This is a genomic window from Sphingomonas sp. CFBP 13728, from assembly GCF_014841895.1.
Taxonomy (GTDB): domain Bacteria; phylum Pseudomonadota; class Alphaproteobacteria; order Sphingomonadales; family Sphingomonadaceae; genus Sphingomonas.
This window is the reverse complement of record NZ_JACYUS010000001.1, coordinates 69583-85068: the sequence shown is the minus strand read 5'-3', so window position 1 is coordinate 85068 and position 15486 is coordinate 69583. Positions and strand designations below refer to the sequence as shown.

The 15486-nt window shown below is 66.5% G+C and carries 15 protein-coding genes; 7 read left to right on the top strand and 8 right to left on the bottom strand.

Translation table 11 applies throughout. The features are described 5' to 3' along the window. Positions 1–20: 20 nt before the first annotated feature. From dksA to IFT67_RS00320, 4 genes are all read right to left on the bottom strand, one after another. Positions 21–491 carry an RNA polymerase-binding protein DksA gene (gene dksA, locus IFT67_RS00335; protein ID WP_107962502.1) on the bottom strand — a complete coding sequence of 157 codons (471 nt, stop codon included), beginning with the start codon at positions 489–491 and terminating at the stop codon, positions 21–23. Positions 492–1162: 671 nt separating this feature from the next. Continuing rightward, positions 1163–1483, bottom strand: coding sequence for a hypothetical protein (locus IFT67_RS00330; protein ID WP_192144604.1), 321 nt, complete (start codon positions 1481–1483; stop codon positions 1163–1165). A gap of 78 nt (positions 1484–1561) precedes the next feature. After that, positions 1562–1843, bottom strand: coding sequence for a hypothetical protein (locus IFT67_RS00325; protein ID WP_181321135.1), 282 nt, complete (start codon positions 1841–1843; stop codon positions 1562–1564). 102 nt (positions 1844–1945) lie between these two features. Continuing rightward, entirely contained in the window at positions 1946–2386 is a 441-nt protein-coding gene (locus IFT67_RS00320) for a host attachment family protein (protein ID WP_192144603.1), read from the bottom strand. A 145-nt stretch (positions 2387–2531) separates the two neighbouring features. On the opposite strand from IFT67_RS00320, the gene serS reads away from it, so the two are divergent. The 5 genes from serS (at position 2532) to IFT67_RS00295 (ending at position 7495) form a co-directional block, all read left to right on the top strand. Beyond that, a complete protein-coding gene (gene serS / locus IFT67_RS00315; protein WP_192144602.1) occupies positions 2532–3809 on the top strand; it encodes a serine--tRNA ligase in 1278 nt (425 codons plus the stop codon). Beyond that, entirely contained in the window at positions 3809–4573 is a 765-nt protein-coding gene (surE, locus tag IFT67_RS00310) for a 5'/3'-nucleotidase SurE (RefSeq protein ID WP_192144601.1), read from the top strand. The genes serS and surE overlap by 1 nt, the downstream gene beginning before the upstream one ends. After that, positions 4573–5718: a M23 family metallopeptidase gene (locus tag IFT67_RS00305; protein ID WP_192144600.1), complete on the top strand. Its 1146-nt coding sequence runs from the start codon at positions 4573–4575 to the stop codon at positions 5716–5718. The genes surE and IFT67_RS00305 overlap by 1 nt, the downstream gene beginning before the upstream one ends. A 127-nt stretch (positions 5719–5845) precedes the next feature. Then, a complete protein-coding gene (tyrS, locus tag IFT67_RS00300) occupies positions 5846–7069 on the top strand; it encodes a tyrosine--tRNA ligase (protein WP_192144599.1) in 1224 nt (407 codons plus the stop codon). Between the two features lie 108 nt (positions 7070–7177). Then, on the top strand, positions 7178–7495 hold the full coding sequence (locus IFT67_RS00295; protein WP_192144598.1) for a PilZ domain-containing protein: 318 nt from the start codon (positions 7178–7180) through the stop codon (positions 7493–7495). 4 nt (positions 7496–7499) lie between these two features. Here IFT67_RS00295 and IFT67_RS00290 read toward each other — a convergent pair whose 3' ends face one another. Together IFT67_RS00290 and recG are read right to left on the bottom strand one after the other, a co-directional pair. Next, positions 7500–7940: a DMT family transporter gene (locus tag IFT67_RS00290; protein ID WP_192144597.1), complete on the bottom strand. Its 441-nt coding sequence runs from the start codon at positions 7938–7940 to the stop codon at positions 7500–7502. Between the two features lie 31 nt (positions 7941–7971). After that, positions 7972–10023: an ATP-dependent DNA helicase RecG gene (recG, locus tag IFT67_RS00285; RefSeq protein WP_192144596.1), complete on the bottom strand. Its 2052-nt coding sequence runs from the start codon at positions 10021–10023 to the stop codon at positions 7972–7974. Between the two features lie 73 nt (positions 10024–10096). On the opposite strand from recG, the gene IFT67_RS00280 reads away from it, so the two are divergent. Beyond that, positions 10097–10363, top strand: a complete 267-nt coding sequence (locus IFT67_RS00280) for an FAD assembly factor SdhE (RefSeq protein WP_056048683.1) — start codon at positions 10097–10099, stop codon at positions 10361–10363. A 42-nt stretch (positions 10364–10405) separates the two neighbouring features. Beyond that, positions 10406–13876, top strand: coding sequence for a transcription-repair coupling factor (mfd, locus tag IFT67_RS00275; protein ID WP_192144595.1), 3471 nt, complete (start codon positions 10406–10408; stop codon positions 13874–13876). Between the two features lie 170 nt (positions 13877–14046). Here the strand turns inward: mfd and IFT67_RS00270 are convergent, their stop codons facing one another. Both IFT67_RS00270 and IFT67_RS00265 read right to left on the bottom strand, forming a co-directional pair. Further along, on the bottom strand, positions 14047–14673 hold the full coding sequence (locus IFT67_RS00270; RefSeq protein WP_192144594.1) for a CC0125/CC1285 family lipoprotein: 627 nt from the start codon (positions 14671–14673) through the stop codon (positions 14047–14049). Between the two features lie 123 nt (positions 14674–14796). Beyond that, positions 14797–15213, bottom strand: coding sequence for a secondary thiamine-phosphate synthase enzyme YjbQ (locus tag IFT67_RS00265; protein WP_192144593.1), 417 nt, complete (start codon positions 15211–15213; stop codon positions 14797–14799). Positions 15214–15486 lie beyond the last annotated feature (273 nt).

Here is a 15486-nt window from a genome sequence, read left to right as displayed (position 1 = left end):
CGCCTGAACAGCGCCCGACGTCAGTCCTCGCGCGAGACCTTTTCGTTACGCTCGTGGCGTTCCTGCGCCTCGACCGTCATGGTCGCGATCGGCCGCGCCTCCAGCCGTGCCAAGCTGATCGGCTCGCCGGTCACTTCGCAATAGCCGTATTCACCCTCGTCGATCCGGCGAATCGCCGCCTCGATCTTCGACACCAGCTTGCGTTGACGATCACGGGTGCGCAGTTCAATCGACCAGTCGGTCTCGCTCGACGCGCGATCGGTCAGATCGGCCTCGCGCAAGGAGTCCATCTGCAACTGCGACAGTGTTTCCAGCGACTCCCGCAGGATCGCTTCCTTCCAGGCCTGAAGCTTGCGCCGGAAATACGCCTGCTGCCTCAAGCTCATAAAGGGTTCGTCGGCATCGGGCCGATAGCCTTCGTCGTCGCTGTCGTTAGCGGCGTTTCGATTGGTAGTCCCGGTATCGTCCATACGATTCATTACGGTCGCCATACCACTCTCCCTCTGGCTCCGTCGTATCAGCCTCGCTGATTTCCGGGAGCCGCCCCCAAATGGTGAATGCGCCTATAGTCACACGCGATGGCAACCACAAGCGACAGGACTTGCGCATTCGATTGCGGATCTGACATTTAGTTGCGGAGAGCGCCGAAACGATTTCGCGGGCTTCGACCGAACCGGATTCGTCGACTGGCCCGGCCGCGGCCAACATTGTGTCCCAGCCCGGCACGTTAAGGCTAAGCCGACTGCCCGCGGCTCGGTAAATCGTCTTTTAACCATGCCGAATGTGGTTAACACACTTGCACTTAACGGTTTGTTTTGCAGTTAGTCGGATAGCGGTAATCCAATGCTGCAGACGGGGATCCGGCAACACGAGGGTGCCGGCAACGAGAAAGAAACGATATGTCGGTGCGGATGGCCTTGGCCAAATTGTGCGCGTGCGCATGCGGGGGTGCCCTGATCGGTGGTGGCGCCGTGCATGTCGCCGAACGCCCGGCGCGAACCGCGAATGCCAAGCGCGTTCTCGTCAAGCGAATCGCCCGTCCCCAGATCGCCGCCGTATCGCGACCACGCGTCCGCCGGGTCACCACGACCACGCGGACGACCTGCGCGCCAACCGTCGTGACCGTCGCCAATGCGGCACCGCCGGTGCCAGTCGGTGACGGCTATCTCGGTGGCGGCGGCGCCGGTCCGTTCGGCGGCAGTAGCGGTGGCGGCGTTCCCGTCGTGGTCGGCGGCAGCGGCGGCTTCTTCGGAGGCGGTTTCGGCGGGGGCTTTGGTGGTGGCTTCGGCGGCAGCGGCGGCTCGGGCGGCAGCGTCGTGATTTCGTCGACGTCGAGCGGCGGATCGACGTCGACCGGCGGCTCGTCTACGAGCACCGGCGGGTCTTCGACCAGCGCCGGCGGATCGTCGACCAGCACGGGTGGCTCCTCCACGAGCACGGGCGGCGCCGAGATCTCGAGCACGTCATCGTCGAGCGGGAACATATCGTCCGCGTCGAGCAGCGCGTCATCGGCCTCCTCCGCCTCGTCGGCATCGTCGGCCAGCAGCGGCAGTTCGTCGGGCTATGGATCGAGCAGCAAGGGATGGGGATCGAACGGCGGCTGGAACTCGACCGGCGGCTGGAGCTCCAACGGATCTTCGGGAAGCTCGGCCTCGTCGGGCAGCAGCGCCTCGTCGGCCAGTTCCAGCGGGTCGAGCGCCAGCAGCGCGAGTAGTGCCAGCAGCGCTAGCAGCGCGAGTTCAAGCGGCAGCACGGGATCGAGCGGCGGTCCGCCTGCCCCCGTTCCCGCACCGCCGATGGTGTTGCTGTTCGGTGCAGCGGCGGCGGCGCTGGTCGCACGCAAGCGCTTCGCAAAGCCGAAGGCGATTGCCGCCTAAGCAGTCGAATACCGTATCGAAAAGGCCCCGCCGGAAACCTCCGACGGGGCCTTTTTCGTTAATGCGGTTCAGGCGTTCATGAGCGCCTTCTCGATGTCCTTGATTGGATGCCCGGTCAGGTCCTTGTCGAGCTCGCCCTTGAGTCGGCTGCTCACTTCCTTGTGATAATGCTTGCGCAGTTCGCCGAGCGTCTTGGGCGGTGCGATGACGATCAGCGAGTCATAATCGTTCGTCAGCGCACCGATCTTCAGGAAGTCGGCCGCGTCGGCGGCGAAGCGGTCTTCCTCGATCTGATGGAAATCGGTCGGCTCCACCGAACTCTGCACGCCGCCCTGTGGCGACAAGGCGCGGCCTGCGGAATCGGTCGCTTGGTCGCGCGTTGCCGGGTTTGCCTGCTCCTGCGCCTTCTCGACGACGAGATTGGGGAATTCGGCGTCGCCCTCGTTGCGCAGGAACAGCATTTTCCGGCCGTCGGCGACGAGCACGACGGAGTTGTGAGGAAGATGCATGCAGGTTTCTCCTTTTCGCTATGCGTATGGTTGAAGAACGCGCCGCGAACGCGAGAGGTTGCGAACCCTCGGTCCTCTCCCGCCAAGGGGGAGGTTTCAGAGGGCCTGCCTTGCGTACGCTCGCGGCCCTCGGCATAGCCCGGGCATGCACGACATACGCCTGATCCGCGACGATCCCGCCGCCTTCGACGCCGCCCTCGCCAAGCGGGGTGTCGCACCGCAGTCAGCCTCGCTGGTGACGCTCGACGAGCAGCGCCGGGCGACGATCGCGGACTCGCAGAGCGCGCAGACCCGCCGCAACGAACTGTCGAAGGCGATCGGCCAGGCCAAGGCGCAGAAGGACGAGGCCAAGTCACAGGCTTTGATGGCTGAAGTCGCGAGCCTGAAGGAGGCGCTGCCCGCTCTGGAAGCCGACGAAGCGCGGCTTGGTAGCGAACTCCAGGCCATGCTTGCCGCGATCCCCAACCTTCCCGCGACCGACGTGCCCGAGGGGGGCGGCGAGGACGACAACGCGCTCGTCCACACGCGTGGCACGCCGACGACCTTTGCTTTCACGGCGCGCGAGCATGACGCGATCGGTCCTGCGATCGGCCTCGATTTCGAGACCGGTGCGGCGATGTCGGGCGCGCGCTTCACGCTGGTCCGCGGGCCGGCCGCCAAGCTGCAACGCGCGCTCGGCCAGTTCATGCTCGATCATGTCGCCGACGCTGGCTTCGAACAGGTCTCGCCGCCGCTTCTCGTCCGCGACGAGGCCGTATTCGGTACCGGCCAGCTCCCCAAGTTCTCGGAAGATCTTTTCCGGACGACCGACGGCCGTTGGCTGATCCCGACCGCGGAAGTGAGCCTGACCAACATCGTCCGCGAACAGATCCTCAGCGAAGCCGAACTGCCGCTGCGCTTCACCGCGCTGACGCCGTGCTTCCGCTCCGAGGCGGGCGCTGCGGGTCGCGACACGCGCGGCTACATCCGCCAGCATCAGTTCGACAAGGTCGAGATGGTCTCGATCGTTACCCCCGACATGTCCGAGGCCGAGCATGAGCGCATGACGGCGTGCGCGGAGGGCGTGCTCGACGCGTTGCAGCTACCGTTCAGGCGGATGCTCCTATGCACCGGCGATATGGGTTTCACCGCGGCACGCACCTACGATCTCGAAGTCTGGCTGCCGGGCCAGGCGCGCTATCGCGAAATCAGCAGCGTCTCGACCTGCACCGATTTCCAGGCGCGGCGGATGAATGCGCGATACCGGCCCGAGGGCGAGAAAGGCACGCGGTTCGTCCACACGCTCAACGGCTCCGCGCTCGCGGTCGGGCGGACGCTCGTTGCGGTGCTGGAAAACTACCAGCAGGAAGATGGCTCGGTCGCGGTACCGACGGTGCTCCAGCCGTATCTCGGCGGGCTGACCATATTGGAGCCCAAGCGCTGATGCGGATCCTGCTGACAAACGACGACGGTTATCATGCGCCCGGCCTGAAGGTGCTGGAGACGATCGCCCGGACCTTGTCCGACGATGTCTGGCTCGTTGCACCCGCCGAGGAACAATCGGGCGCCGGCCATTCGCTCACGCTCTCGCGGCCGATCCGGGTGCGGAAGCACGGCGAGAAGCGGTATGCCGTCGCGGGCACACCGACCGACGCGGTGATGATGGCGCTCGCCAAGATCATGAAGGATTGCCCGCCCGACCTGATCCTGTCGGGAGTCAATCGGGGCGCGAATCTTGCCGAGGACGTGACCTATTCGGGGACCGTCTCGGCGGCGATGGAGGGCGCGCTGGGCGGCATCCGGTCGATCGCGCTGAGCCAGATCTACAGCCGCGAGGGCATGGGCGACAGCGTGCCGTTCGAGGCCGCCGCTGCCTGGGGCGAGCGCGTCCTGCGGCCGCTGGTCGACGCACCACTGACCCCGCGCACGCTGGTCAACGTCAACTTTCCCGCTGTCCCCGCCGATGCGGTGAAGGGCGTGCGCGTCGTCGGCCAGGGTTTCCGCGACTATGGCCGGTTGCAGATCGTCAGCAACACCGATCCGCGCGGCTACGAGTATCATTGGTTCGCGCTTGGCCGCACCGTCGAAACGCCAGCGCACGCGACCGACCTGGAGGCCACGGCGGACGGGTATGTATCGGTCACGCCGCTCCACCTCGACCTCACGCATTTCGAGTCGATGGACATGCTGACGCAGGCCTATCGTTGATGCGGCGTGCGGGCGTCCTGGTTCCACTGGCGACGCTCGCGCTGACCGCGTGCATTCCGCACGTCGATCGCCCCGCCGGCTACGGTAACCCGCCACAGCGTCCGTACCGTTCCCCGCCCCGCCGCGACGATCCGCCCCGCCCCCGTGAGGATATGCCGCGAGAGGATACGCCGCGGGACGACAGGCCGCCGCAGGACATTCCCGGACGCGATACCGGCGAGGTCACCACCCTGCCCGCCCCGCGCCCCGCCTGGGAGGCACGCCCCGTCAGCGCCGATGCGAAGACGATTCCCGACACGACCTATGTCGTCCGGCCCGGCGATACGCTGAGCCGCGTGGTCGATCGCAGTGGTGCGAGCCTCGAAGCGATCGCGCGCGCGAACGCCCTCGAATCGCCCTATTCGATCCGCGCTGGCCAGCGGTTGCAGATCCCTGGTGGCCGCTATCACCAGGTCCGCCGCGGCGAGACCGGCATCGCGATCGCGCGCGCGTACGGCGTCGAATGGTCGCGGATCGTCGCGGCCAACGCGTTGGTCGAGCCGTACGTTTTGCGCGCCGACCAGCGGATCCAGATCCCTGGTGAGCCTAGCGGCGGCACTGCAAGCGCATCGGAACGCGCGCGCGCTTTCACACTCGACATCGACGACATCCTGACCGGCGGCGAACCGGCGCTCGCCAGCAATCAGGCGCCCGCACGACCGATCGCGACACCGCGCCGCGTGCTGCCTTCGAATGCCGTCGTCACCGCACCCGCGCGTCTCGCGAGCGGCGGGTTCCTGTGGCCGGTCGACGGCAAGGTCGTGAAACGCTTCGGCCACGGTGCGAGCGGCGAACGCAACGACGGCATCAAGATCGCGGTACCGGTCTCGACGCCGATCCATGCGGCCGCGGACGGCGTCGTCGCCTATGTCGGCGACGGCATCGCTGCGCTGGGCGGGCTGGTCATCATCAAGCACGGCGGCGGCTGGACGAGCGTCTATGGCCACGCGTCGAAGCTGCTCGTGCAACGCGGGCAAAGCGTCAAGCGGGGCCAGACGATCGCGCTGTCGGGCGACACCGGGTTTGCGGATCGCCCCGAACTACACTTTGAACTTCGCAAGGGGCGGACTCCCGTCGACCCAACGTCGCAACTGCCTCGAACTTAGCAACGCGCTGACACCGTCGTCCCAGTGAAAGGTGGGATATCCCGGATCGAGCCGCAGCACCCGCCCCATAAAGATCCCAGCTTTCGCTGGGATGACGGCGGTGGGAGCGCATGCTAGTCGCGCTCCCATGACCTACCAGTCCGACCTGCTCACCACGCTGACCTCGCGCGGCTATGTCCACCAGATGACCGATGCCGCCGCGCTCGATGCGCTCGCCGGCAAACAAGTGGTGCCCGGCTATATCGGCTTCGATCCGACCGCGCCGTCGCTCCACGTCGGTAGCCTCGTCCAGATCATGCTGCTCCGCCGGCTTCAGCAGACCGGGCACAAGCCGATCGTCCTGATGGGCGGCGGCACCGGCAAGATCGGCGACCCGAGCTTCAAGGACGAAGCGCGCAAGCTGCTCGGCGAAGACGGGATCAAGGCAAACGTCGCTTCGATCCGCCGCATCTTCGAACGCTTCCTGACCTTCGGCGACGGCCCGACCGACGCGGTGATGCTCGACAATGCGGAGTGGCTCGACGCGCTCGAATACATCCCGTTCCTGCGCGATGTCGGCCAGCATTTCTCGGTCAACCGGATGCTCGCGTTCGATTCGGTCAAGCTCCGCCTCGACCGTGAACAGTCGCTGAGCTTCCTCGAATTCAACTACATGATCCTCCAGGCGTACGACTTCCTCGAGCTGTCGCGCCGCGCCGACTGCCGGTTGCAGATGGGCGGCTCGGATCAGTGGGGCAACATCGTCAACGGCATCGAACTCGCACGCCGGATGGACTCGACCGAGGTCTACGGCGTCACCACCCCGCTGATCACCACGGCGGATGGCGGCAAGATGGGCAAGACGATGTCGGGTGCGGTCTGGCTGCACGAGGACCAGCTACCGCACTTCGATTACTGGCAGTTCTGGCGCAACACCGACGATCGCGACGTCGGCCGCTTCCTGAAGCTGTTCACCGACCTCCCGCTGGACGAGATCGCACGCCTCGAGGCGCTCGAAGGCGCGGAGATCAATGCCGCCAAGATCGTGCTCGCCAACGAAGCGACCGCGATGTGCCGCGGTCGCGATGCTGCCGAACAGGCCGCCGAGACTGCGCGGAAGACGTTCGAGGAAGGCGCGTCGGGCGACTCGCTCCCGACCTTTGCGGTCAGCGGCGGCACGATCGGCATCGTCGAGGCACTCGTCGGATTGGGCTTCGTAGCGTCGAACGGCGAGGCCCGCAGAAAGATCGCGGAGGGCGCGGTTCGCGTCGATGGAGAGGCCGTCCGCGAAACGACGTCAACCATCGACGTCAGCTCGCCCGTTCGCCTCAGCCTCGGCAAAAAACGGCACGGGATGCTAACCCCTTCGTAATAGACGCATTCTCATTTCGAAGAACGCCGCGTTAAGCATGACCGTTCGCACCCGGTTCACGCCATCCGTCATAAGTTAACGTTGATGGTCACAACCGGGGAACGATCGATGCCAGGCTCTGCAACGGCCGTTCGCGACGCACGGGGCGCTCCCCGCGACGAGGTAATGCATCGCACGCGGGCGATCGACGCGGCGGGGAACAGCATCAAGCTGGTGCTGGTCAACATGTCGGCGAACGGCCTGATGGCGCGATGCGAAGGCAATGCCGTTGCGGGCGATGTCTTGCAAATCCATCTGCCGATCCTCGGTAGCGTCGACGCGGTAGTACGCTGGTCGCTGGGCGGCCGGATTGGCTGCGAACTGGACCGGACGATCCCGCTTTCCGAGTATTACGGCATGCTGGCTGTGATGACCCGCAACAGCTGACGGATCAGCCGGCGCGGACCAGCACCACGCCTCCTATCACCAGCGCAACCCCCGCCAACCGCGCCACGCTGATCGGCTGCTGGCTGAGCCCGAGCAATCCGAACCGGTCGAGGATCAGCGCTGTGACGAGCTGGCTCGCAACCGCCAGCGTCAGAGCCGATGCGAGGCCAAGCCGCGGTGTCGCATAGGCGAGCGCGGCAACGAAACACGCACCGTACAGGCCGCCCAGCCATGCCCAGCCCGGCGCGCCCTTCAATGCCGCCGGCATCGTCCGATCGGTAGCCGCCCAGACGCCCAACAGCGCGATCGTCCCGACCGCGAACGACACCAGCGACCCGAGCCACAGCGAGCCGGACGCCTTAACCAGTGCGGCGTTGGTCGGCGGCTGGATCGCAAGCCCGATACCCGCGAGAAGTACGACGAGAATGGGAAGCAAGGCAGCCATGGCGGGTCCGTGAGCGCTTGCCCCGTACAGGTCAACCCGAGCGCAGCAGCGCCACACCCGCGTCTCGATCGAACAGGTACAGCGCGGTGCGCGCCGCCTGCCCTCTCGGTCCTTCCAACCCACCGTCGCGGTCGATCAGCAGGCGCGCGTCGTCGTGCGCGCATTGTAGGAGGTCGGCCATCATGTCGGGGGTCGCGAGCCGGAACGCCATTTCGCCGGACTGCTTGGTGCCGAGCAGTTCGCCGGCTCCGCGGAGGCGGAGATCCTCCTCGGCGATACGAAAGCCATCGTTGGTCTCGCGCATCAGCGCGAGGCGCGCGCGGGATGTCTCGCTGAGCGACGACCCGCGCATCAGCAGGCAAGTCGATCGCCCGGTGCCGCGCCCAACCCGCCCGCGGAGCTGGTGGAGCTGGGCTAGGCCGAAACGGTCCGCGTGCTCGATCACGATCAGCGTCGCGTTGGGGACGTCGACGCCGACCTCGATCACCGTCGTCGCGACGAGGACCGACGTGCGCGCGGCGGAGAACTCGGCCATCACCGCGTCCTTCTCCGCCGGCTTCATGCGGCCATGAACCAGTGCGACCTTCTCGCCGAAGCGGGCGCGGAGCGTTTCCGCGCGCATCTCGGCGGCGGCGAGGTCGCTCTTCTCGCTTTCCTCCACCAGCGGGCACACCCAATAGGCCTGCCCGCCGTCCGCCAGATGCCGGCCGAGCGCGTTGACCACGTCATCGAGGCGATCCTCGGAGATCACGCGCGTCTCGATCGGCTGACGGCCCGGCGGCATCTCGTCGAGGCGGCTCACGTCCATCTCGCCGTATTGCGCGAGCGTCAGCGTCCGCGGGATCGGCGTCGCGGTCATCGCCAGCAGATGCGGCGGGGCGACACCCTTGGCCTGCAACGTCATGCGTTGCGCGACACCGAAGCGGTGCTGCTCGTCGACCACCACCAGACCCAGGTCCTTGTAGCCGACCGCATCCTGGAAGATCGCGTGCGTGCCGACGAGGATATCGATCTCGCCGCTCGCCAGCGCCATCAGCGTCGCCTCGCGCACGCGGCCCTTGTCGCGACCAGTCAGCACGCCGATCTCGATCGGCAGGCCGGCGAGCGTTTTCCGCAGCGTCTCGTAATGCTGGCGCGCGAGGATCTCGGTCGGCGCGAGCATCGCCGCCTGGGCGCCGGCCTCGACCGCGATCAGCATCGCCATCGCCGCGACCAGCGTCTTGCCCGAACCGACATCGCCTTGCAGCAGCCGCAGCATCGGCGCGGTCTGTGCGAGATCGCCCTCGATCTCGCCGACCGTCCGGGATTGTGCGCCGGTCAGCGTGTAGGGCAGCTTCAGCATCTCGCGCAGCCGCCCGTCGCCTTGCAACGCGCGGCCTCGGCGCTTGCGGGTATCTGCGCGAACGATGGTCATCGCGAGCTGGTTTGCGAACACCTCGTCATACGCCAGCCGCTCGCGCGCCTTCGCGTCCGACGGGTCGGCGTGGATGCGCTCAAGCGATTCGTGCCAGCCCGGCCACTCGCGTTTCGCCTTCAGCCCAGGTTCGATCCACTCGGGCAGATCCGGCGCGCGCGCGACCGCCTGCGTGGTCAACGCCGCCAGTCGCCGCGACGTCAGGCCTTCCGACAGCGGATAGATCGGCTCGCGCTCGCGCAACTCCTCGTCCGGCTCGACGATGTCGGGATGGACGATCTGCAATTCCTGGCCGTATTCGTCGAGCCGGCCCGAGACGCGCTTTGCTTCGCCGATCGGCAGCAGCTTCTTCGCCCAACCCGAACTGCCGCCGAAGAATACGAGGCTGACGTAGTTGCCCAGCTCGTCGGTCGCCTGCACCCGCGTCGGACCACGACCGGCGCTGATCTTGTAGTCGCGCGGGGTCAACGTGATCGTGATGATCCGCCCGGCATCGCTCGACATCAGCTCGGTGCGCGGCAGGCGATCGACGTAGCCAGTCGGCAGATGGAAGGCCACGTCGACGACGCGCGCGAGCCCGAGCCGGTCGAGCGGCTTGGCGAGCGCGGGCCCTACCCCCTTCAGGACGAGGGTTTCGGCGAACAGCGGATTGAGGATTTCGGGTCGCATGACTATCTGGCCTCTATAGCCTAGCCGACGGCCGCCGCCAGCGGTCGCCGGCTGTTCGTGTTTGGAGTTCGAAATGGACCACGAGACCCGCCTCAAGCGCCTGGGCTTTCGCAGCTCGCACCGCGGCACGCGCGAAGCCGACATGATGATCGGCGGCTTCTTCGCGACCTATGGAAGAACGTGGACGCCGGAAGAGCTCGACTGGTTTGAGGCGCTGCTGGAGGAACAGGACGTCGACATCATGGGCTGGGCGATCGGCTCGATCGTCTGCCCGCCCGAGTGGGACGGGCCGATGATGCAGGCGATGCGCGACATTAATTACGTGACCGTCGTGAAATAACGCACTCCCTCTCCCCTCCGGGGAGAGGGCTTTAGGAAACCGATGCAAGACCTCAAGACGATCCTTTCCGCGACTAGCCCGCTGATCCTCTCCGGCGTGCCGTCCGGCTTTCAGCCGTCGCTGCTCGCCGATCTCGCGCGCGCCGCGAAGACGCGCGCGGTGTTCATCGCGCCGGACGATGCGGCGATGCGCGCGGTCGCCTCGACCGCGGCGTATTTCGCGCCCGATCTCGAAGTGCTGAGCTTCCCCGCCTGGGACTGCCTCCCCTACGACCGCGCCTCGCCGACGCTCCGCATCATGGCCGAGCGTGTCGCCGCTCTCCAGCGATTGCAAGGCAAGCCCAAGGGGCCGCAGCTCCTCCTCACCACTGCCAACGCAGCGACGCAGCGCGTCCTCACCCCGTTTCGCATCCGCCAGCTCGTCGCGCGGCTAGCCCCTGGCGAACGGATCGGCCGCGACAAGCTGGCCATGCTGCTCCAGGCGAACGGCTATGTCCGCACCGATACCGTCCACGACCAGGGCGAGTATGCGGTGCGCGGCGGGATCGTCGATCTCTACCCGTCCGGCGAAGACCACGCGCTCCGCCTCGATTTCTTCGGCGACGAGATCGAAAGCGTCCGCACCTTCGACGCGGCGGATCAGCGCACGACTGGCCGGATCGACGGCTTCGTCCTGCTCCCCGCCTCCGAAGCGCTGCTCGACGAGGACTCGATCAAGCGCTTCCGCACCCGCTACCGCGACGCTTTCGGCGCGACCGCGACCGGCGATCCGATGTACCAAGCGATCTCCGAAGGCCGCCGCATCGCGGGCATGGAGCATTGGCTGCCGCTGTTCGAGGAGAAGATGGCGACGCTGTTCGACCATCTCGGCGCCGACGACGTCGTGGTCCGCGACAACGGCGTCGCCGCAGCGGTCGAAAGCCGCCTCGAATCGATTGCCGACTATTACGAGAACCGAAAGCGCGCCGAGGCCGCCCAGCCCGGCAGCTACCGCCCGCTCACCGCCAAGGCGCTGTACCTCGACGCGCAGGAATGGTCCGGCGGCGTCGAGGCGTTTGCGGCGCACATCACCTCGCCGTTCCACGAACCGCCGAGCGTCACCGTCCTCGACTTTGACGTAGACGGCCCGCGCGATTTCGGCCCCGAGCGGGCGGCGCAGACGAATATCTACGAAGCCGTCGCGGATCACGTCGAGAAACTGCGCAAACAGGGCCGGAAACCTATTCTCGCCAGCTACTCGATCGGCGCGCGCGAACGCCTGGGGAGCCTGCTCGCCGACCACGGCATGAAGGGGGGCAAGCACGCCGAGACGTGGCAGGAAGCGCTCGGCATCGCCGACACCGCGCGCAGCTTCGGCGTCGCGCTGATCGTCCTGCCGCTCGACCACGGCTTCACCGCGCCGGGGATCGCAGTGCTGACCGAGCAGGACATGCTCGGCGACCGCCTCGTCCACCGCAAGAAGCGCAAGAAGTCCGCCGACGCGTTCCTAGCCGAACTCGCGACGCTGACGCCCGGCGACCTCGTCGTTCACACCGAGCACGGCATCGGCCGCTACGAGGGCCTGACCTCGATCCCGGTCGGCCAGAGCCCGCACGACTGCGTCGCGCTAAGCTATGCGGGCGGCGACAAGCTGTACGTCCCGGTCGAGAATATCGACGTCCTCTCGCGCTACGGTTCGTCCGAGGAAGGCGCGACGCTCGACCGTCTTGGCGGCGAGGGCTGGCAGCGCCGCAAGTCGAAGATGAAAGAGCGGATCCGCGAGATCGCCGGCGAACTCATCGCGACCGCCGCCGAACGCGCGCTGCATCCGGGCGACGTGCTCGAACCCGATGCGAGCGGCTACCCGAGCTTCGTCGATCGCTTCCCGTACGAGGAAACCGAGGACCAGGACCGCGCGATCGAGGACGTGCTCGGCGATCTCGCCGCGGGCAAACCGATGGATCGGTTGGTCGTCGGCGACGTCGGCTTCGGCAAGACCGAGGTCGCGCTGCGGGCAGCGTTCGTCGCGGCGATGGGGGGCAAGCAGGTCGCGATCGTCTGCCCGACGACGTTGCTCGCGCGCCAGCATTACAACAATTTCGTCGCCCGCTTCGAAGGCTTCCCGATGAACATGGGCCGGCTGTCGCGGCTCGTCACCGCCAGCGAGGCGAAGGCGACCAAGGAGGGGCTGGCGAACGGCACGATCGACGTCGTCATCGGCACGCATGCGCTGCTTGCGAAGAATATCGACTTCAAGCGGCTCGGGCTGGTCGTGGTCGACGAGGAGCAGCGCTTCGGCGTCACACACAAGGAGCGGTTGAAGGCGCTGCGGGCAGACGTCCACATGCTGACGCTGACCGCGACGCCGATCCCGCGCACGCTGCAGATGGCGATGTCGGGAATCCGCGAGCTGTCGGTGATCCAGACCCCGCCGGTCGATCGCCTCGCCGTGCGGACGTACATCATGCCGTTCGACCCGGTCGTGCTGCGTGAGGCGTTGCTGCGTGAGCATTACCGTGGGGGGCAGAGTTTCGTCGTCACGCCGCGCGTTGCCGACCTGCCCGAGATCGAAGATTTCTTGCGCGAACAGGTGCCGGAGATCCGCTTCGTCGTCGCGCACGGTCAGATGTCGCCGACCGAGGTCGAGGAGCAGATGTCGGCGTTCTACGACAAGAAGTTCGAGGTGCTCGTCTCGACCACGATCATCGAGAGCGGGATCGACATCGCGTCCGCCAACACGATGATCGTCCACCGCGCCGACCGCTTCGGCCTTGCGCAATTGTATCAGCTGCGTGGTCGCGTGGGTCGGTCGAAGACGCGGGCGTACGCGTATCTGGTGACGCCGCCCGAGCGGCAGATGACGGTGACCGCGGAGAAGCGCCTGAAGGTGCTGTCCGATCTCGATTCGCTGGGCGCTGGCTTCCAGTTGGCGAGCCATGATCTCGATATCCGCGGCGCGGGCAACATGCTCGGCGACGAGCAGACCGGGCATATCAAGGAGGTCGGCTTCGAGCTCTACCAGGCGATGCTGGAGGAGGCGATCATGGACGCCAAGGCTGGCGGCATGACCTCGTCGCGGCCGCGCGATTTCTCGCCGCAGATCACGGTGGATGCGCCGATCCTCATTCCCGAGGATTACGTACCCGATCTCGACCTGCGGATGGGGCTGTATCGTCGCCTCAACGATCTCGACGAGGGCCAGGAGATCGAGGCGTTCGCCGCCGAGATGATCGATCGCTTCGGCCCGCTGCCGGATGCGACCGAGAATCTGATCAAGGTCATCGAGATCAAGCTGAACGCGAAACGCGCGTGCGTGTCGAAGATCGACGTCGGGCCGAAGGGCGTGCTGGTGTCGTTCCACGACGACAAGCCGCCGAACATCGACAAGCTGCTGGCATATGTCGAGCGCTTGAACGGGGTTGCGCGGTTGCGGCCGGACAGCAAGCTGGTGTTGCAGCGGGCCTGGGGTGACCCTAAGGCGCGGCTGCACGGCGCGCTGCAGCTGTCGAAGGGGCTGGCGAAGGCTGCGGGGTAGGTTCTTAGCCATCTCCCCTCCGGGGAGAGGGTTGGGTGAGGGGCGCCGCGAGCACTCCCAACTGCCCCTCACCCCGGCCCTCTCCCCGAAGGGGAGAGGGAGTAGCGCTACGAAAAAGGCCGGACTACCCTGGAGTAGCCCGGCCTCTTTACCGTCTCGAAATCGACAGCTTACTTCGGCAACACGACACTCGGTCCAATGCTGTCCACAACCTTCCGCGCATCGAACGCGCGGATGTTGTCGCGCGGGATTGGTCCCTTGCGCATCACGATCTCGGCCGTTGCCTCATAGCGATCGATCGTACGGATATCGAAGTCGTTGCCCCATGGGCCACCGCCGAAACCGCCATAGCCGCCGCCGAAACCACCACCGAAGCCGCCATAGGGGCTCCAGTTGCGCCAGCCGAAGCCGCGGCCGTAATAGCGCCACGACGGCCCCCAATAGCCGCCGAAGCCGCCATAGCCGAACCCGCCGCCGATGCCCGGCGTCGAGTAGGTCCGCGACTGGAGATTCGTGTCGCGGTCGGCCATCAAGTAATAGTCGTAGCCGTTCTGCAACGTCAGTTCGGCAGCGCGGAAGAACAGGTAACGCTCGACGGTATCGCGCGACGTGACGCTGTTGCCGGCGAAGCTGACGAGGAAGCGGCCGGGCTCGACCTGGCGGTCGCTATAGCCGGTGCGGTTGAACCCCTGCCCCGTCGCGGGGCGATAAGCGGTCTCGGTCGCGCATCCGGCCAGCAGCAGCGCGCCCGTTGCGAGCGCTGCGAATGCGACCTTGCGACCCGGTGTCTTGAACATGGTGTCGTCTCCGTTCGCGGCGAATGCGGCGAAACGCCGCTTATTAGCCGTCAATGGTGGAACGGTTGATGAACGGGATCGCTCCAATACGCCACCATACTGACTCATTTTTCATGATCTGGTTCAGTCGCCGATGACGTGAAGCGCGAGTGTACGGCGATGCGGGCGGCGGCGGTGCTCGAACAGGTAGATGCCCTGCCATGTGCCGAGCGCGAGTCGGCCGTCGATCAGCGGGATCGAGAGCTGGACCTGGGTGAGCGCGGTGCGGAGATGCGCGGGCATGTCGTCGGGGCCTTCGTCGTCGTGGAGATACTCACGCGATTGGGGGGCTATGCGGGCGAAATAGGCTTCGAGGTCGGTGCGGACTTCGGGCGCTGCGTTTTCCTGGATGAGGAGAGAGGCGGAGGTGTGGCGGCAGAAGATCGTCAGGACGCCTTCGGTGAGGCGTTGGTCGCGGGTCCAGCGGGAGATCTGGTCTGTAACGTCGATCAGGCCTTGGCGGGTGGTGTCGATCGTGAGGATCGTGGTGGCTTGGCGCATGGGGTACTAACGATCGGTCGGCGGAGTGGCTCCGAAAGTCCGTTCCTCGCGAACAACCGTTCCCCCGCGAGGGCGGAGATCCAGGAGTCCCATCCGCCATCGCCGATGGCCTGGGCTCCCACCTTCGCGGGAGAACGGGTGAAGGCGACCCGCGTCCGATCACACCACCCCGGCGGAGGCCGGGGCCCAATTGGGAACCGTCGCTCACGACGGACTCGCTTCGTTACTTCGACCTCACCAATTGGGCCCCGGCCTCCGCCGGGGTGGTGAAGC